This is a genomic window from Streptococcus sp. 27098_8_134, from assembly GCF_041431675.1.
Taxonomy (GTDB): domain Bacteria; phylum Bacillota; class Bacilli; order Lactobacillales; family Streptococcaceae; genus Streptococcus; species Streptococcus sanguinis_R.
In genome coordinates this window covers 177,406-196,182 of record NZ_JAPVYD010000004.1, presented here as the reverse complement: position 1 = coordinate 196,182, position 18,777 = coordinate 177,406, and the positions used below count along the sequence as shown (strand labels likewise).

Here is an 18,777-nt window from a genome sequence, read left to right as displayed (position 1 = left end):
GAATTTAGGGCTTTTTCTTTCTTGTTCCAGCTTCTCTTTCGTGTTACAATAGGAGTATTGAAATTTAGAGGAAAGAACATGATTTATTTAGATAATTCAGCGACAACCAAGCCTTATCCTGAGGCTTTGGCCGCTTACACAGAAGTAGCTTCTAAAATCTGGGGAAATCCATCCAGTCTGCACAGTTTAGGCAGTCAGGCAACCCGTCTCTTAGAAGCTTCACGCAGGCAAATAGCAGAGCTTTTAGGCAAGTCTTCATCGGAGATTTTTTTTACGTCTGGAGGAACAGAAGGGGACAACTGGGTGCTTAAAGGAGTTGCTTTTGAAAAAGTTCCCTTTGGCAAACACATCATCGTATCCAACATTGAGCATCCCGCGGTTAAAGAATCAGCCCTCTGGTTGCAGAGTCAAGGATTTGAGATAGATTTTGCGCCAGTGAACAAGGCGGGTTTTATTGAGGTAGACAAGCTGGCTGAGTTGATTCGACCAGACACCACTCTGATCTCTATCATGGCTGTCAATAATGAAATCGGCAGTATTCAGCCCATTCAGAAAATATCCGAACTACTAGCAGACAAGCCGACTATTTCCTTTCATGTGGACGCTGTACAGGCTGTTACGAAGATTCCAACAGCTGCTTATCTGACGGATCGCGTGGATTTTGCGACATTTTCCAGTCATAAATTTCACGGTCTGCGGGGCGTAGGATTTGTCTATATCAAGTCTGGCAAGAAAATCAGTCCTCTCTTGACTGGTGGCGGCCAGGAGTCGGACAAACGCTCCACAACGGAAAATCTAGCTGGCATTGCAGCGACAGCCAAGGCTCTGCGTTTGTCCATGGAAAAGCAAGAAGCATTTGCCCAGCGGACGACTCAGATGAAGAAGATTCTTCTTGAAGAACTGCAGAAGTATCCAGATGTGGTGATTTTCTCAGACATGGAAGATTTCGCCCCCCATATACTAACCTTTGGTATCAAGGGAGTGCGGGGTGAAGTCGTCGTTCATGCATTTGAAGACTACGAGATTTATATCTCGACGACCAGCGCTTGCTCTTCTAAGGTTGGAAAGCCAGCAGGAACCCTAATCGCTATGGGTATCGAAAAGTCTCTCGCTCAAACTGCTGTCCGTATCAGTTTGGATCTTGACAACGATATGAGCCAGATAGAGCAGTTTTTGACAACTTTTAAAATTATTTACGAAAAAACCAGAAAAGTAAGGTAAACAATGCAATATTCAGAAATTATGGTGCGCTACGGCGAGCTCTCAACCAAAGGGAAGAACCGTATGCGCTTTATCAACAAACTTAAACGCAATATCCAGGCTGTCTTGTCAGTCTATCCGAAGGTCCATGTCAAGGCTGACCGTGACCGGACCCATGTCTATCTGCATGGAACAGACTATCAGCCGGTCGCTGAGTCGCTCAAGCAGATTTTTGGGATTCAGAATTTCTCGCCGTCCTACAAAATTGAAAAATCTGTGCCAGCCCTAATCGAAGCTGTCCAATCTATTATGAAGGAAGTCTATCAAGAGGGCATGACCTTTAAGATTACCAGCAAGCGCAGTGACCACAGCTTTGAATTGGATAGCCGCGAGCTTAACCAGACACTTGGTGATGCTGTTTTTGAGGCCATTCCTAATGTTCAGGTCAAGATGAAAGCGCCAGATATTGAACTGCGGGTCGAAATTCGTGAAGAAGCGGCCTATATCTCGTATGAGACGATTCGTGGTGCTGGGGGACTGCCAGTCGGAACTTCAGGCAAGGGTATGCTCATGCTTTCTGGCGGGATTGACTCACCAGTAGCCGGCTATTTGGCTCTCAAGCGCGGTGTAGATATTGAGGCGGTTCACTTTGCCAGTCCGCCTTATACCAGTCCGGGTGCGTTGAAAAAAGCTCAGGATTTAACGCGGAAATTAACCAAGTTTGGCGGCAATATCCAGTTTATCGAAGTGCCTTTTACAGAGATCCAGGAGGAAATCAAGGCCAAGGCTCCAGAAGCTTACCTCATGACACTGACTCGTCGCTTTATGATGCGTATTACGGACCGAATTCGAGAGGAGCGGAGCGCTCAAGTCATTATCAACGGAGAAAGTCTTGGTCAGGTGGCAAGTCAAACGATTGAGAGTATGCAGGCTATCAACGCTGTAACCAATACACCGATTATACGTCCTGTCGTGACCATGGACAAGCTGGAAATCATTGACATTGCTGAAAAAATCGATACTTTCCAAATCTCTATCCAGCCATTTGAAGACTGCTGTACCATTTTTGCTCCAGACCGGCCTAAAACCAATCCAAAAATCAAGAATGCAGAGCAGTACGAAGCTCGTTTAGATGTTGAAGGCTTGGTAGAGCGTGCCGTTGCAGGCATCATGATTACAGAAATCAGACCGCAAGCAGAGGCTGATGAAGTTGATGAGCTGATTGAGGGGCTCTTGTAAAAGCGAGAGAAGGTGACGTTTATGCTTGCTGTTTTTCTCTTAATTCCTTTTTTGCTGATTCGTTTTCCTTTATTGAGTCATTTCGGCAAAAACGCTTTGTCTCGCGCGGCTTATTTTGCACCAGTTCAAGGAAAAGAAAAGATAGCTTATATGATTTATCAATTGAGCAATCTAGCCTTGTTCATAACTCCTTTTTTGCTTGAAATTAAGTTTGATTTTTCTGTTTTCTTTTATGCTGGAGTGGCTATCTACCTGCTTGGTTTGGCTTTGTGTGCTATCAGTATGAGGGATTTCGCTAGACCAGATGCAAACGGCATGAATACAAAGGGTCTTTATCGCTATTCCCGTAATCCCATGTATGTAGCTTACTTTGTTTGTTTTTTGGGAATAGCTTTTTTGACTAAGTCAATGATTTTCTTTCTGATTTTAGTGATTTTTCAGACTGCGGCCCACTGGATTATCCTATCTGAGGAGCGCTGGTGTCTTGAAAAATTCGGAAAGTCTTATCAAGACTATCAAGATAAGGTTCGGCGTTATATTTAGATATTTTTTATCCAATCATTATTTAACAAGGCGGTTAGCGGATACCAGAAGTATTCTTTGTGCATCAGCGGACAAAATCTGAAGATAATCCTTGAAAATCCGTTTTCATAAGATGAAAAAGCTTGCTAAAGAGCTGTAGAAGTGCTATACTTATAGAGTTGACTATGCACATTCCTGTGCAACCGCACGAACATCGTTGCTCGTCGTATAACAAATTTAAACTTCGTCATTGTCGCCTTGCCTAACACAAGTTATGCCTTCGGCTCAATTCCTAGTTTATTCTTTGTTATACTTAGAGCTCTTCTCTTAAGTGGTTCGTCCCACGATGCTAGGCGAGTCTTCACAAAATTCGGGGAAACCCCAAAAAATCATAGGAGGTGCATAATGAGCACATACGCAATCATTAAAACTGGCGGAAAACAAGTTAAAGTTGAAGTTGGTCAAGCAATCTACGTTGAAAAGTTGAACGCTGAAGCTGGTCAAGACGTTACTTTTGACGAAGTTGTTCTTGTTGGTGGTGAAAACACTGTTGTAGGAACTCCGCTTGTTGCTGGAGCTTCTGTTGTCGGAACTGTTGAAAAACAAGGCAAGCAAAAGAAGGTTGTTACTTTCAAGTACAAACCTAAAAAAGGCAGCCATCGTAAACAAGGTCACCGTCAACCATATACAAAAGTTGTCATCAACGCTATCAACGCTTAATTTTAAGGAGATTAAATGATACAAGCAGTCTTTGAAAGAGCCGAAGATGGCGAACTGAGGCGTGCAGAAATCACAGGTCACGCCGCGAGTGGTGAATACGGCTTTGATGTCGTGTGTGCGTCTGTTTCGACGCTCGCCATTAATTTTGTCAATTCAGTTGAGAAATTCGCAGGCTACGAACCAAACTTAGAATTAAACGAAATAGAAGGCGGTTATCTGAAGGTTGAAATTCCTCAGGATATACCGTCGCACCAAAGAGAAATGACTCAGCTTTTCTTTGAATCATTTTTCCTAGGAATGGCAAACTTATCGGAGGACTCATCTGAGTTCGTCCAAACCAGAGTTATCACAGAAAACTAACACGGAGGAAAAACATTATGTTAAAAATGAATCTTGCTAACTTGCAACTATTCGCCCACAAAAAAGGTGGAGGTTCTACATCTAACGGACGTGATTCACAAGCGAAACGTCTGGGAGCTAAAGCAGCTGACGGTCAAACCGTAACAGGCGGCTCTATCCTTTACCGTCAACGCGGCACTCACATCCATGCAGGTGTCAACGTTGGACGTGGCGGAGACGATACTTTGTTCGCAAAAGTTGAAGGTGTAGTACGCTTTGAACGCAAAGGACGCGATAAGAAACAAGTTTCTGTTTACCCAATCGCTAAATAATTAATAAGAAATCCCCATGCTCGGATAATTGAGCATGGGGATTTCTTATTAGAGACGGCACGATAAAGCATTTGTTTAATGATTCATGATGATGCTCATCAATTTTAGCATACAAACTCTGATAATATTCTAAAATTTTAATTTTTAGACTAATAAATATTTGAAATCGCTTGCAGTTCCTATTTTTTTATGTTATTCTATATAAAATAGATGCAATCATGTTTCTAAATCTAAAAAGATAAGGAGAAATTATGGAAAAAGAATCATTTAAACTTCCAGGCTTTTCATTGTACAAATTGAAAGTTGGATTAGCATCAGCAACTCTTCTATTTGCCTTTTCACAAGCTTCGCATGTTTTTGCAGACCAGGTTGGGACACCATCTTCAAGCGGTATAGCAAAAACTGAAGCAGTAAGCTCTCCGATTGAAGCTGCTGGTGCTGAAATTGCTGCTGATACGACGAAACCTGTTGTTGAAGAATCTGCAGCGAAACCAGGAGATTTGATTGATGTCTCAAAAAATGTATCGCCTGTTGATGTCAAAGAAAGTCAAGAAGGCAATCAAACAGTCCGTGTAGAAACGGCAACCGTTGATGTTACAAAGACAGAAGTGGCTCCGGCAAAGGTTGATAAGGCGCCAGAGCCAATAACTAGACGTACTGAAAATACTTTATCTGGCACAGATGAAAATGGGAATCCCTATACGCAGTATGAGCGAGTAGATAAGACTACAACCATCACCTACACCTCAACGCCACCAACTGTGACAAAAGCTGGTTCAGCTGATATTGTCTTTGTTGTCGACCGTTCAGGATCCATGGGTGGCACAATTGATATTGTTCGTGCAAATATTAATGAATTTGTGCGAAATATTACTAAAGAGGGGATTACAGCACGTTTTGGCTTGGCAACATTTAGTGATGAAGTTTACGGCCGTAATTCTGGCAGCAAAGATGAAGATACGGTTCTAACACGGTTTGGGTCATCTTATTTTACAACTGATCCGGCTGAGCTCGAAAAAGCGTTAGCTGCGATTCGTATAGCGAGTGGAGGAGATACTCCAGAAACACCAACTCCTGCCCTGAACCAGATTATTTCGACCTATGATTGGTCTAAGTCATCTAAAAATAAGAAATTCGTCGTTTTATTGACAGATGCTGAAATGAAAGAAGACCCTTCAATTCCAACGGTTGCTGATACACTTGCTGCTCTAAAAGCTGCTGGTATAGAAAGAACCGTAGCGACAGTAAAAGCGATTGAGGGAATTTACAAAAATTTTGCAACAGAAGGCAGAGTGCTTGATATCGAAAATAACTTGGCTGATGCTCTGACAAAGGGAACCACTTCATGGATTGTTGAAAGTGTCAATGAAGCTCGTTACTATAAAATTATAAAAGATAGTTATCAATTCTATCTTGAGCGTCGTACTACAATGCCTATATCTACCGTCTACCATGTTCAGGCACCAACACTTTTGGCCAAATCTGAACAGACTCTTCCTAAAACAGGAAGTAGCGAAAAGGCAGTCTATAGTGTTGTGGGGCTTGGTTTGCTTCTGGCTGGCTTGGGGCTAGGTATTAGTGTAAGAAAATCAGAAGAACAATAACCATCTGCTAAAAAATGAATTTCCCATTAGAGGGGTTTTGAATAAAACAAACACCAGAAACGAAGACATACGTCCTCATTTCTGGTATTTTTCATTATGGTGTAACTTCTTCGTCTTTTATATTGACAACGCCATGCCAATTAGTATAATAGGTCTTTCCTTTGTAGTCGAAAGAACCTTGCCTCAAAAGATCGCCATACTCGGTAAAGTAATAATAGTACTTGCCAATCTTATAAAGTCCGTTTTTATAAGGTGTCCCATCTTCTCCAAAGTAATAAGTATATTCAGAGTAACTAACAAATCTGTTTTTGACCATTTCTCCGTAAGAATCAAAGAAGTATTGCTTGCCGTCTACACTGTAAAGATTGATGACCCTTCGTCCTTTTTCGTCAAAATAATAGACTTTACCTGTTGGGCTAGTATAGAAGGAGTTTTTTAGATTCGTCGGAATTTGTTCTCCTGGATCATCCCGAACTTCGTATATAGATCTAATAGGATCAAGTGCATAGTATTTACCCTTGTAAAGAACGATTCTATTTCTAATCCTTTCACCAGTTTCTTCATCAATAACGCTAGGATAATCATTCTTAGGTGCTTCCGGAACCTTGATAGGTCCTGGATCATCAAAGATAGTAGGGTCGTCCTCAATGTCTGGTACACTAGGATCGTAAATACCAACTTCACGTCTAGAAGCCCAGTCAGGGATTGACTTGTTCTCCGCTCGAACTGTTCCGGTGGAAATCAAAGCAGCGGCCAAAGTTGCAGCAGAAGCGAGGGAAAGCCCCAGCCAGTAGCGGCTGTTGAACATTGCTTTGGTGTTCTTTTCTTGTCTCATAGCAAATCCTTTCTATGCAACTGTTAGCACAAGATAAAAGAATCTTGTTTTTAACAGTTAGGTTATGTTATTTCTATAAAATTATACCTCTGTAACATTTCTATAATATTGTAATACTATTTCATTTTTATAGAGATTGTATTACTAATTGGTGATAAAAACAAACAATCATTAGATAATATGTAAACGTTTACAAACATCGTTTTTTGTGCTATTATTATAGGGATGAAAGGAGAATGCCTATGATGAAAAGGTATAAATTGCTATTGGCGCTTGCCTTATCATTACTAGTTTTTTGGCCATTGGGAGCCATAAAAGCAGATTCGGTTAATCAGCCGCCAGAATCTGCTAACCAGTCTGAACAAGCAAGTGCAGCAGTTGTAACGGACTCTTCTGATAGTGTTGCAGGGGCTAGTGGCACGACAAGTCAGGATAGTCAAATTGCCGCAAAAGCCTTGCCAGTCTCTGATGCTTCGGAAGTTGCAGCTACTGAAACGGCTGCTTCAACCCAAGAAGCCAATACTGGTAATTTGGTAGAAGATTCTGCCAAACCAGCGACCGCTCAGTCTGCAGAAGTTTCCTCAGATGCCAATCAGGCGCAAGGTCAAGCGGCGACTGATGCGCCACCAGCTTCTAAGAGAGTACAGGAGCTTGTGGCAGATATGACGCTTCATCAGAAAATTACCCAGATGCTGATGCCAGACTTCAGAAAATGGCAGCAAGAGGGCCAAGCTGCCCAGTCCGATATGACGGAGCTTAATAAAGAGGTTGCAGAAGCGGTTGATAAATACGACTTTGGCGGAGTTATTCTTTTTGCTGAGAATGTGAAAGGAACTGCTCAAACCTTGGCCTTGACGCAAGCCCTGCAGCAAGCAGCTATCGGTAACCAAGCTAATAATGGTAAGTTGCCGCTCTTGCTCGCTATTGACCAAGAAGGTGGTATTGTCTATCGTTTGGGCAGCGGGACAGCTCTTCCCGGCAACATGGCAGTTGGCGCGACGCGTGATCCGGAATTGGCTAATCAAGCAGGTCAAATCATCGGACGGGAGCTATCAGCTCTAGGTTTGAATGTCAACTTTGCTCCTGTTTTTGATACAAATAATAATCCACAGAATCCCGTTATTGGTTTGCGTTCCTTCTCTTCAGATCCTAAGGTGGTTGCCCGTTTGGGAACGGCTATGATGGAGGGGATTCAGAAATACAATGTCGCAGTAGCGGCTAAGCATTTCCCTGGGCATGGTGATACGGCGGTGGATTCTCACACTGGCCTGCCTCTGGTGGATAAGTCCTATGCTGAATTAGAAGCGCTGGAGCTGCTGCCCTTCAAGGCTGCCATTGACAAAAATGCTGATATGCTGATGACTGCTCATATTCAATATCCTCAGATTGAAAAAGACACGGTTATATCTAAACAAACTGGGGAAACCATCTATATCCCTGCCACCTTGTCTGATGACATTATTACCGGCATTGTTCGCAAGAAATTTGGCTACAAGGGAGTGGTGGTATCTGATGCTATGGGGATGGATGCGATTGCCAAAAACTTCGGAGAATCTGAAGCGGCTATCATGGCTATCAAATCAGGTGTGGATGTAGTTCTGATGCCAACCGTCTTACGTAGCAAGAGTGATTTAGCCAAGATTGATAAGATTATCAACGATATTGAACAGGCGGTTCAGAGAGGTGATATTCCAGTCAGCAGATTGGATGAGTCTGTGACCCGCATCTTGAACCTAAAAGAAAAACGGGGTATTTTAGATTTTGACCTATCTGAGCGTACCCAAGCTAAGGCTGAAGCAACTGTTGGCTCAGAGTTAAACAGAGATACTGAACAAAAAATCGCTGCTAGTGCAGTGACCGTAGTTAAAAACGGTGATACTGTTCTGCCCTTTAAGGTCAAATCTGGCGACAGAATTTTGATGCTAGCGGCTTATGACGATGAAGTACCTGGACTAGAGCTGGGTGTCAAGCGTCTGATAGCAGACGGAGTGATTCCAGCAGGTGTCACATATGAAGCACTAAACTACAGCAAAACAACCAAGTTAGAAGATTTGAAAGGGAAGATTGACCAAGCGACACACCTTGTCTTAATCTCTGAAATTGGACGTCAATCTCAACTAGCCAGCGATTTCTGGCTGACAAGAGTTCCGACAGAAGTCGTGGACTATGCAAACGCAACTGGAAAACAAGCAGCTATCATGAGCATTTCTAAACCTTATGATGTAGCGAATTATCCTAATGCCAAGGCTATTGTAGCAGTTTATGGAAACAAGGGAATGGATCCAACCGAGTCTCTGAAGCCGGACAGTGCCTTCGGCCCTAATATCCCAGCTGGTGTGGAAGTCATTTTCAATGGTCAAAATCATGTTGGGAAGTTACCGGTAAATGTGCCGAGTATCAAGGATGGTATCATGTCTGAGACAGAGGTTGCCTATCCGATTGGGCATGGTCTCTTTTATACCGATCCAGTTAAGGATATCAAAGTGAATGTCCCTGCATCTGCTCAGCTAGATCAGCCTTTTACAGCTACTGTTACCCTGAGTGGACTAAACGGTTTAGAAAAAAATGACTACCGTCTTGCCCTTAAGATGGATACTCAGCACTTCAGCATCATGCCAAGTCCAGATTATACCATCTCTGGTGATACTGTTCTGATTTCTAAAAAAGCCAACGATACCAATCCGGTTGAGATCAGCTTGAAAGGTTTAGTAGAGGGTCAGTTCAGTCCGGTACTTTCTCTGACCTTGATTGACAGTCAAGATAGAGAATTCAGCATGGGAGAAGGTTATTATAAGGAGCTTATTCAGATTACTGCAGCTAGGCAGAGCATGGTTCCAGGTCAACAAAATCCTCCGCAGCTGAGTTTGCGTTCTGTTGAACCTGTAAGTTCTCGTCAGCAACTAAGTCAGCAGGCTACACAGGCTAGCCAGCTTCCTAAAACAGGAGATAGCAGCAGTTTGTTCTTAGTCTTGTTGGGTGCCTTGTTCTTGTTTGGGGCTGTCTATCTGTATGACTTGTCCTCTCGCAGACTATAAGCAATAAAAGAACGAGCGAGCAGTGTTGAAGAGCTCACAGTTTTACTTATTCTTGATAAAATAACAAAAAGGAAGAATCCAAAGTAACTTTGCAGTAAAAGCGGATTCTTCCTTTTTTATTTGGAGATTTGTAGGAATGCTGCAGCAGAGAGCTTTGCGAGTTTTCTAAAAATACGTAGGCTTGAATATTTTACTCGTCTGTCATCAGTTTACTATTTACTTTTTATACGCTTTTTGGTATAATAGTTCATGTTATAAAATGTAACATCAAAGGAGGTTCTATCCATGAAAGCATCTAAATGGCTGATTGCGACTGGAGTTGCACTGAGTGCCGGGCTATTGCTTACGGCTTGTAGCCAGTCTTCATCTAGCACAAATAATTATACTTACGTTTATAGTTCAGACCCTGACAGCTTGAACTATCTTGCTACAAACCGTGCAACGACAAATGATGTCATTTCCAACCTGGTCGATGGACTTTTTGAAAATGACGAGTACGGAAATCTGGTTCCCTCTATCGCGAAGTCATGGACAGTTTCTAAGGACGGTCTGACCTATACTTATAAGCTGCGTGATGATGCTAAATGGTACACATCCGATGGTGAAGAATATGCAGAAGTAAAAGCTCAGGACTTTGTGACTGGCTTGAAGTATGCAGCGGATGAAAATTCTGAAGCTATTTATCTCGTTCAGGACTCTGTGAAGGGCTTGGATGCTTATATCAAGGGTGAAGATAAGAATTTTGACAATGTTGGTGTCAAGGCTATTGACGACCATACTCTGCAATACACTCTGGCTCGCCCTGAGCCATATTGGAACTCTAAAACGACCAGCACGATTCTTTTTCCAGTCAATGAAGAGTTTCTGAAAGCAGAAGGAAGCAATTTTGGCTCAGTCAAGCCATCTAGCATCCTCTACAATGGTCCTTACTTGCTTAAGTCTCTGACTTCCAAGTCTGTGATGGAATTTGTCAAGAACCAAAACTACTATGACAAAGACAATGTTACTCTGGATAGTATCAAACTGACCTACTATGATGGAAATGATCAGGAAGCGCTGATTCGCAACTTCAGCGATGGCGTTTACAGCACGGCTCGTCTCTATCCGAATAGCTCTGGCTTTGCTTCAGTCAAGAAGAAATATGCGGACAATATCGTATACAGCCCGCAGGATTCTACTTCTTATTACTATAATTTCAACTACAACCGTCAGTCTTACAATCATACTTCTAAAACAACAGACGCTCAAAAATCTGCTACTAACGAAGCAATCATGAACAAGGACTTCCGTCAGGCTATTAACTTTGCCTTTGACCGTACATCTTATGGTGCGCAAGGAAATGGTGAAGACGGAGCGACTAAGGTCTTGAGAAACACCTTAGTGCCGCCTACTTTTGTTCAAATTGGCGACAAGGACTTTGGAACCGTTGTTGGGGAAAAATTAGTCAACTATGGTAGCCAATGGCAAGGAATTGATCTTTCTGACGCTCAAGATCCTTACTACAATCCTGAAAAAGCTAAGGCGAAATTTGCAGAAGCTAAGCAAGCCTTGCAGGCTAAAGGAGTTGAATTCCCGATTCACTTAGATATGCCAGTGGATCAGTCTAGTACAATTGGCGTTCAATGGGCTAGCTCAACCAAGCAGTCTATCGAATCAGCTCTTGGAGCGGAAAATGTCGTCATTGACCTGCAAAAGATGAGCACAGACGATCTTAATAATATCACCTATTTTGCTAACTCTGCTGCTCAGAAAGACTATGATATGTCTACTGGTGGCTGGACTGGTGACTACCAAGATCCATCTACTTATCTTGATACTCTCAATATCAAGAACGGCGGAAGCTTGCAAAACTTTGGATTTGAACCAGGTCAAGACAATGATAAGATTAAAGAGCTAGGCTTGGATACTTATACCAAGATGCTGGAAGAAGCCAATGCTGAAACCAACGATGTGCAGTTGCGTTACGAAAAGTATGCAGAAGCGGAAGCTTGGTTGCTAGATAGTGGCTTGATTATCCCGACTGTTTCACAAGGGGCAACACCGTCTGTTACTAAATCAGTGCCATTTACAAAGGCCTACTCACCAGTTGGTGTCAAAGGTTCAAGTTACAACTTCAAGCTGACCCAACTTCAGAAGGATGTTGTAACGACCAAAGAATACGAAGCAGCTAAGAAAAAATGGAAAGAAGAAGCTACTGCGGCAAATAAAAAAGCCCAGGAAGAACTTGCTGACCACGTTGAAAAATAAAAAATGATTAACTTAGCGACATTGGGGCTGGATTTTTCCAGCCCCTTTTTGAATGGCTTGGTCTGGCTATTCGTGGTAGATTCGTGGTAGAATAGAAAGAAATACTGGAAGGAAGTGAGACGGATGCAAATAAGAATTTATAGTGCATTGCCTGAGAAAGAAAAGCAGGTTTTGTTTGAATTAGTTCAAGAGTGTAATAAGGTGGATGGAGGCTATCGGCTGCCCTATCTGGATAATAATTATAATACAGATCCTGAAATGCCAGCCTTTTTCGTGGCTGAGATGGGTGGTCGAACCATCGGTTTTTTATCAGTCTACGCAGATGAACCTGGCCAAGCTGAGGTTTCTCTCTGTGTTCTGCCATCGTATCGCCGTCAGGGTGTGGCTAATCAGCTTCTGGCTGCTTTTGCAAAAGTAGCGGATAAGTATGAATTGACCGAGATTGAGTATGTAGCGGAGCTAGCTTTTTTGAACGATCAACCTGACTTTGCTAGGAGATTTGATTACCAAGAGGATGAAGCGGAAATCTGGCTGGCACAGCCTGCTCAAGCTTTTCCTCTAGAAGAAAGAGAAGGGATTGAGGTTTTGCAGGGGAGTTTGGACTTGGCTGAAGAGATTGCAGCCTTTCAGTCACAAGTCTTTGAGACACCACTAGATGTTGCTTTGAAATACGCCAGAGAAGCCGTTAGCAGTGGCTCCAGTTTGCTTTACATCTTGAAGAAAGATGGTCGGGTTGTGGCTTCTGTGTCGGTTGATACGGATTTTGGTACCAATTATTTCTTTGGCTTGGCGGTTGATCAAGACTTTCAGGGGCAGGGGCTAGGAAGCTATCTCTTGCTTGCAAGTATGCAGGATTTGAATGAGCTCAATGGACAGGAGTTTCAGATTGTCGTAGAAAAGCAGAATACTCGAGCTTTGAAACTCTATAAAAAGCTAGGCTTCAAAGAGATGACAGAGGTTGTCTATCTAAAAGAAAAATAGCAAATTTGTCTCAGATTGCTCATTAACTTAAAAAGAGAAACTGGCTTCTTACAGCTGGTTTCTTTTGTTCTGCCTTTGTTTATGGTATAATGAGACGATATGTAAAGAAGGAAAATGTTATGAATATTCAACAATTGCGTTATGTGGTCGCCATTGCTAATAGTGGGACTTTTCGAGAAGCTGCGGAAAAAATGTATGTCAGCCAGCCTAGTCTGTCTATCTCTGTCCGTGATCTGGAAAAAGAGCTGGGTTTCAAGATTTTTCGACGGACCAGCAGCGGGACTTTTCTGACTCGCCGAGGAATGGAGTTTTACGAAAAAGCTCAAGATTTGGTCAAAGGTTTTGATGTCTTTCAAAACCAATATGCCAATTCTGAGGAGGAGCGTGATGAGTTCTCTATTGCCAGCCAGCACTATGATTTTTTGCCGCCTTTGATTACACAATTTTCTCAGACCTATCCAGAGTATAAGAACTTCCGGATTTTTGAGTCAACAACCGTGCAGATTCTGGATGAAGTAGCGCAAGGCCATAGTGAAATCGGCATTATCTACCTTAATAATCAGAATACCAAGGGCATTATGCAGCGGGTGGAAAAGCTAGGCTTGGAAGTAATTGAGCTGATTCCTTTTCAGACCCATATTTACCTGCGGGAAGATCACCCTCTGACTCAGAAGAAGGAGTTGGTCATGGAAGATTTGGCAGCCTTGCCGACTGTTCGTTTCACTCAGGAAAAGGACGAGTATCTCTATTATTCAGAGAATTTTGTCGATACCAGTGCCAGCTCACAGATGTTTAATGTGACGGACCGTGCAACTTTGAATGGGATTTTGGAGCGAACCGATGCTTATGCGACCGGATCTGGCTTTTTGGACAGTAACAGTGTAAATGGTATTACTGTCATCAAGCTTCGTGACAATTTGGACAACCACATGGTCTATGTCAAGCGTGAAGATGTGGAGCTGACTCAGGTCGGGGAAGACTTTGTATCGGTTATGAAAGAGTATTTTGCACAGAAAAAATAAAGTATGAAAAGAAAAATTATTATTCCTTTTGCAGTCTTGGTTCTTATTGCTGTAGACCAGCTGGTTAAGTTATATATTGTCAGCGGTTTTAAGCTGGGGCAGGTCAAGAGTTTAATTCCGCATCTGGTGAGTCTGACCTATCTTCAGAATACCGGCGCAGCCTTCTCCATGCTGGAAAATCAGCAATGGCTCTTTACTTTAGTGACATTTTTGGTCATCGGCGGAGCTGTTTACTACCTCATCAAGCACCTCAATGCCTCAAAGTGGATGCTGGCTGGGCTGACCTTGGTGATTGCTGGCGGTTTGGGGAACTTTATTGACCGGATACGTCAAGGTTTTGTCGTGGACATGTTTCAGTTAGATTTTATTAATTTTGCTATTTTCAATTTGGCTGATATGTATCTGACCTTTGGTGTAGCTATTTTACTGCTGATGATTTTGAAGGAAGAAAAAGATGGAAGTAAGAATTGAGGCATCAGTTGCTGGTCAGCGATTGGACAAGGCGGTTGCTGAGCTGACATACCTATCACGGAGTTTGGCTAATGAGCAGATCAAGGACGGCCGGATTTTGGTCAATGGACAAGCCAAAAAAGCCAAATACGCTGTCAAAGAAGGTGACATCATCTATTATGAGCTGCCTGAGCCGGAAGTGGTTGAGTATGTAGCTGAAGATATTCCGCTAGAAATCGTCTATCAAGATGAGGATGTGGCAGTCATCAATAAACCTCAGGGAATGGTGGTTCATCCTTCTGCGGGCCATACCAGCGGTACGCTAGTCAACGCCCTTATGTACCACATCCAAGACCTCTCTGGCATCAACGGTGTCCTCCGTCCGGGGATTGTTCATCGGATTGACAAGGACACTTCAGGGCTTCTTATGATTGCAAAAAATGACCAAGCTCATGTGGCTCTGGCTGATGAGCTCAAGGATAAGAAATCCCTACGCAAGTATTGGGCTATTGTTCATGGAAATCTGCCTAATGACCGTGGAGTGATTGAAGCACCGATTGGTCGTAGTGAAAAAGACCGCAAGAAGCAGGCAGTGACTGCCAAAGGCAAGCCAGCTCTGACGCGTTTCCAAGTCTTGGAACGTTTTGGTGACTATAGCTTGGTTGAGCTTCAGCTGGAAACAGGACGAACTCATCAGATCCGCGTCCATATGGCTTACATTGGACATCCTGTGGCTGGAGATGAAGTCTACGGACCTCGTAAAACTCTGAAAGGACATGGCCAATTTCTGCACGCGCGAACTTTGGGCTTTACTCACCCTAGAACTGGTGAAGTGCTGGAATTTACAGCTGAAGTGCCAGCTATTTTCCAAGAAACCTTAGAAAAATTGCGACAAGGATAGCGCAAGTCCATTCATCATTAAAATACAAATTTTCCTTTGGCCGCTTCAACCGCGGTCGTTTTTATTTTCCGTAAATCGTGGTATAATAAGACAATCTAGCAGTGAAGGAAAAGGAAATGAAAGCAAAGCGAATCGTATTTAAGGTGGGGACTTCGTCATTGACAAACGCAGATGGCAGTCTGTCACGCGCCAAGGTAAAGGAAATTACACGGCAGTTGGCGCTCTTGCACGAGGCGGGACATGAGTTAATCTTGGTCTCATCAGGAGCTATTGCCGCAGGTTTTTCTTCTCTGGGCTTTAAAAAGCGACCGACCAAGGTGGCGGACAAACAGGCTTCAGCTGCGGTTGGACAGGGTTTGCTTTTGGAGGAATATACAACCAATCTTCTTTTGAAACAAATCATATCTGCTCAGATTCTTTTGACCCAGGATGATTTTGCAGATAAGCGGCGTTACAAAAATGCCCATCAGGCCTTGTCTGTCTTGCTGAATCGCGGCGCCATTCCTATCATCAATGAAAATGACTCGGTGGCCATCGAGGAGCTCAAGGTTGGGGATAATGATACACTGAGTGCTCAGGTGGCAGCCATGGTTCAGGCGGACCTCTTGGTGCTTTTGACAGATGTCGATGGACTCTACACGGCCAATCCCTCTACCAATCCAGATGCTCGTCGACTGGAAAAGATTGAGAAGATTAGCTCTGAGCTGATTGATATGGCTGGCGGTGCAGGAACGAGCAATGGGACTGGCGGTATGCTGACAAAGATAAAAGCTGCAACTCTGGCAACCATGTCTGGTGTTCCGGTCTATATCTGCTCTTCACTCAAGTCTGATGCTCTGCTTGAAGCAGCGGAGGAAACCAAGGATGGCAGTCTCTTTTTAGCCCAGGAAAAGGGTCTAAAAACGCAGAAGCAATGGCTTGCTTTCTATGCTAAAAGTCAAGGGGAAATCTATGTAGACCAAGGAGCAGCTGATGCTCTCAGAAATAAGGGAAAAAGTTTGTTGGTGTCTGGTCTTGTATCTGTATCGGGTAACTTTGCCTATCAAGATACGGTGACGGTTTATGAAGAAGGCAGTGGAGCTATTCTTGGTAAAGGGCGCGTGCGTTTTGGCAAGTCTGCTCTTAAAGATATGCTCAAGTCAAATAAACCTAAAGGTGTTGTCATTCATCGGGATGACTGGATTTCTCTGACACCGGAGTTAAATGATTTATTTGCAGAATTTTAGAAGACGAGGAAAGGAGAAGCTATGACCTCAACACAAGCGATTTTTGAAAAGGTTCAGAAAGTCAAGAAGACGATTAATACAGCCACAACTGCTGAGAAAAACCATGCTTTAGAAGAAATGGCAAAGCAGCTCTGGCTTTCTCGTGCGGATATTTTAGCAGCCAATGAATTGGATATGACCACGGCTAAAGGTAGGATTTCAGATGTGATGCTGGACCGCCTCTATCTGGATGAGGAGCGGATTGCTGCCATGGCAGAGGGCATTCGCCAGTTGATTGACTTGGAGGATCCTGTAGGGCAAGTCTTGGAAAGGACTGAGCTTGATAACGGCCTTGTCATCAGTAAAAAGCGGGTGGCTATGGGCGTGATTGGGATTATCTACGAAAGCCGGCCTAACGTCACCTCTGACGCAGCAGCTCTGGCTCTAAAGAGTGGTAGTGCAGTCGTCCTCAGAAGCGGCAAGGATGCCTATCAGACAGCGCTAGCCATTGTCACAGCTTTGAAAGAAGGTTTGGCTCAGACGAAGATTTCGCCGGATTGTATCCAGTTGGTTTCTGATACCAGTCGGGCTTCCGCCCAGGCCATGATGAAGGCCAAGGGATATCTGGATTTACTCATTCCTCGCGGAGGTGCTGGACTGATTCAGGCGGTCGTGGAAAATGCGACTGTGCCGGTTATTGAGACAGGTACTGGAATTGTCCATGTCTATGTAGATAAGGATGCTGATCAAGACAAGGCTTTGGCGATTATTGAGAATGCCAAGACCAGTCGCCCTTCTGTCTGCAATGCCATGGAGGTACTGCTGGTTCATGAAGAGATTGCAGAAAGATTTTTACCACGTTTGCAGAAGATGTTGGTGACTGATCGTGTTGCTGCGCAAGAAAAAACTATTGAATTACGTTTGGATGAGAAAGCGGCTCAGTATATCTCAGGCTCGCAAGCTAGACCGGAAGATTTTGATACCGAATTTTTGGACTATGTCTTAGCGGTCAAGCTAGTTTCTTCGCTGGAAGAAGCGGTGGAGCATATTGAGGCTCACAGCACCCATCACTCGGATGCCATTGTGACGGAGAACGATTCAGCGGCAGCTTATTTCACAGAGCAGGTCGATAGTGCGGCCGTTTATGTCAATGCTTCAACCCGCTTTACAGATGGCGGTCAGTTTGGCCTTGGTTGCGAAATGGGGATTTCTACTCAAAAACTACATGCCAGAGGTCCTATGGGACTGAAAGAGTTGACCAGCTATAAATACGTCATCCAAGGGACTGGTCAAGTGAGGAAATAAAGATGAACATTGGATTTATCGGTTTGGGAAATATGGGTGGCAGTTTGGCTCGCCTAATTGCCCAAGATGAAAGATTTAGAAGCGAATTACTCCTGGCCAATCGCAGTCGTGACAAGGCTGAAAAGATTGCTGCGGAAGTTGGTGGACAACCGGTTAGTAATGCAGAAGTTTTTGCTCAGGCAGAAATTATTTTTCTGGGAATCAAACCAGCTCAATTTGCTGACTTGCTGGCTGATTATCAGGAAATTCTAGAAAAACGCGAGTCTCTTCTGCTGGTTTCGATGGCTGCGGGTCTGAGCTTGGAGCTATTAGAAAAATTGACACCTAGCCACCATCGTTGGATTCGGATCATGCCTAATACACCGGTAGCTGTAGGTGAGGGTGTTATTACCTATAGCTTATCTCAGCAGGCGAATCAAGCGGATGAAGACTTGTTGCGTGAGCTTCTGTCTTCAGCTGGCCTTTTAGTAAAACTAGAGGAAAAACAGTTAGATGCGGCTACAGCTCTTGCTGGCTGTGGACCAGCTTTCGTCTATCTATTTATAGAGGCCTTAGCGGACGCTGGTGTCCGAGCAGGACTCAGTCGCGATATATCGCTTGAACTAGCCAATCAAACTCTCTTAGGCGCTGCCAAGCTAAGTCAGGTCAGTGGGCAACATCCGGCTCAGCTCAAAGACCAGGTCTGCAGTCCGGCCGGTTCGACCATCGCCGGGGTAGCCAGTCTGGAAGAAAATGCCTTTCGAGGAACGGTCATGGATGCCGTTCAAGCTGCCTACAAGAGGACGCAGGAGTTGGGGAAATAAAGAAATCTACCAGTTTTAAGCTGGTAGATTTTGTATA

General features: G+C 43.7%; 17 protein-coding genes and 1 other annotated feature. Of the genes, 16 read left to right on the top strand and 1 reads right to left on the bottom strand.

The features are described 5' to 3' along the window. Window positions 1-78: 78 nt before the first annotated feature. From O3620_RS10305 to O3620_RS10275, 7 genes are all read left to right on the top strand, one after another. Complete coding sequence (locus O3620_RS10305) at window positions 79-1,221, top strand: cysteine desulfurase family protein (RefSeq protein ID WP_371601706.1); 1,143 nt, start codon at window positions 79-81, stop codon at window positions 1,219-1,221. Between the two features lie 3 nt (window positions 1,222-1,224). Then, the gene (gene thiI / locus O3620_RS10300; protein WP_371601705.1) at window positions 1,225-2,439 is read left to right on the top strand and encodes a tRNA uracil 4-sulfurtransferase ThiI; all 1,215 of its coding nucleotides are present in this window, start codon (window positions 1,225-1,227) and stop codon (window positions 2,437-2,439) included. Between the two features lie 21 nt (window positions 2,440-2,460). Beyond that, entirely contained in the window at window positions 2,461-2,982 is a 522-nt protein-coding gene (locus tag O3620_RS10295) for an isoprenylcysteine carboxylmethyltransferase family protein (protein WP_049539803.1), read from the top strand. A gap of 170 nt (window positions 2,983-3,152) precedes the next feature. Further along, window positions 3,153-3,332: a sequence feature (ribosomal protein L21 leader region), on the top strand. A gap of 34 nt (window positions 3,333-3,366) precedes the next feature. Then, on the top strand, window positions 3,367-3,681 hold the full coding sequence (gene rplU / locus O3620_RS10290; RefSeq protein ID WP_002912338.1) for a 50S ribosomal protein L21: 315 nt from the start codon (window positions 3,367-3,369) through the stop codon (window positions 3,679-3,681). A gap of 15 nt (window positions 3,682-3,696) precedes the next feature. Further along, window positions 3,697-4,041 (top strand): ribosomal-processing cysteine protease Prp, encoded by a 345-nt coding sequence (locus O3620_RS10285; protein ID WP_002900460.1) that lies wholly within the window; start codon window positions 3,697-3,699, stop codon window positions 4,039-4,041. 17 nt (window positions 4,042-4,058) lie between these two features. Then, entirely contained in the window at window positions 4,059-4,352 is a 294-nt protein-coding gene (rpmA, locus tag O3620_RS10280) for a 50S ribosomal protein L27 (RefSeq protein WP_002895619.1), read from the top strand. A gap of 251 nt (window positions 4,353-4,603) precedes the next feature. Further along, window positions 4,604-5,956, top strand: coding sequence for a vWA domain-containing protein (locus O3620_RS10275; protein WP_002912339.1), 1,353 nt, complete (start codon window positions 4,604-4,606; stop codon window positions 5,954-5,956). 94 nt (window positions 5,957-6,050) lie between these two features. On the opposite strand, the gene O3620_RS10270 is transcribed toward O3620_RS10275, so the two are convergent. Further along, the gene (locus O3620_RS10270; protein ID WP_314449634.1) at window positions 6,051-6,791 is read right to left on the bottom strand and encodes a hypothetical protein; all 741 of its coding nucleotides are present in this window, start codon (window positions 6,789-6,791) and stop codon (window positions 6,051-6,053) included. A 236-nt stretch (window positions 6,792-7,027) separates the two neighbouring features. On the opposite strand from O3620_RS10270, the gene O3620_RS10265 reads away from it, so the two are divergent. The 9 genes from O3620_RS10265 to proC all read left to right on the top strand — a co-directional run bounded on the left by O3620_RS10265 (window position 7,028) and on the right by proC (window position 18,740). Then, window positions 7,028-9,826, top strand: coding sequence for a glycoside hydrolase family 3 N-terminal domain-containing protein (locus tag O3620_RS10265; protein WP_371601704.1), 2,799 nt, complete (start codon window positions 7,028-7,030; stop codon window positions 9,824-9,826). 285 nt (window positions 9,827-10,111) lie between these two features. Next, on the top strand, window positions 10,112-12,073 hold the full coding sequence (locus O3620_RS10260; RefSeq protein WP_371601703.1) for a peptide ABC transporter substrate-binding protein: 1,962 nt from the start codon (window positions 10,112-10,114) through the stop codon (window positions 12,071-12,073). Window positions 12,074-12,196: 123 nt separating this feature from the next. After that, window positions 12,197-13,054: a GNAT family N-acetyltransferase gene (locus O3620_RS10255; protein ID WP_371601702.1), complete on the top strand. Its 858-nt coding sequence runs from the start codon at window positions 12,197-12,199 to the stop codon at window positions 13,052-13,054. 119 nt (window positions 13,055-13,173) lie between these two features. Next, on the top strand, window positions 13,174-14,076 hold the full coding sequence (locus O3620_RS10250) for a LysR family transcriptional regulator (RefSeq protein WP_032912924.1): 903 nt from the start codon (window positions 13,174-13,176) through the stop codon (window positions 14,074-14,076). A gap of 3 nt (window positions 14,077-14,079) precedes the next feature. Continuing rightward, on the top strand, window positions 14,080-14,547 hold the full coding sequence (lspA, locus tag O3620_RS10245; RefSeq protein WP_125353116.1) for a signal peptidase II: 468 nt from the start codon (window positions 14,080-14,082) through the stop codon (window positions 14,545-14,547). Then, window positions 14,531-15,427 (top strand): RluA family pseudouridine synthase, encoded by an 897-nt coding sequence (locus tag O3620_RS10240; protein ID WP_223336802.1) that lies wholly within the window; start codon window positions 14,531-14,533, stop codon window positions 15,425-15,427. The genes lspA and O3620_RS10240 overlap by 17 nt, the downstream gene beginning before the upstream one ends. Before the next feature lie 116 nt (window positions 15,428-15,543). Continuing rightward, entirely contained in the window at window positions 15,544-16,653 is a 1,110-nt protein-coding gene (gene proB, locus O3620_RS10235; protein WP_032910434.1) for a glutamate 5-kinase, read from the top strand. A 21-nt stretch (window positions 16,654-16,674) separates the two neighbouring features. Next, window positions 16,675-17,937 carry a glutamate-5-semialdehyde dehydrogenase gene (locus O3620_RS10230; RefSeq protein WP_002900450.1) on the top strand — a complete coding sequence of 421 codons (1,263 nt, stop codon included), beginning with the start codon at window positions 16,675-16,677 and terminating at the stop codon, window positions 17,935-17,937. Between the two features lie 2 nt (window positions 17,938-17,939). After that, window positions 17,940-18,740, top strand: a complete 801-nt coding sequence (gene proC / locus O3620_RS10225; protein WP_371601701.1) for a pyrroline-5-carboxylate reductase — start codon at window positions 17,940-17,942, stop codon at window positions 18,738-18,740. Window positions 18,741-18,777 lie beyond the last annotated feature (37 nt).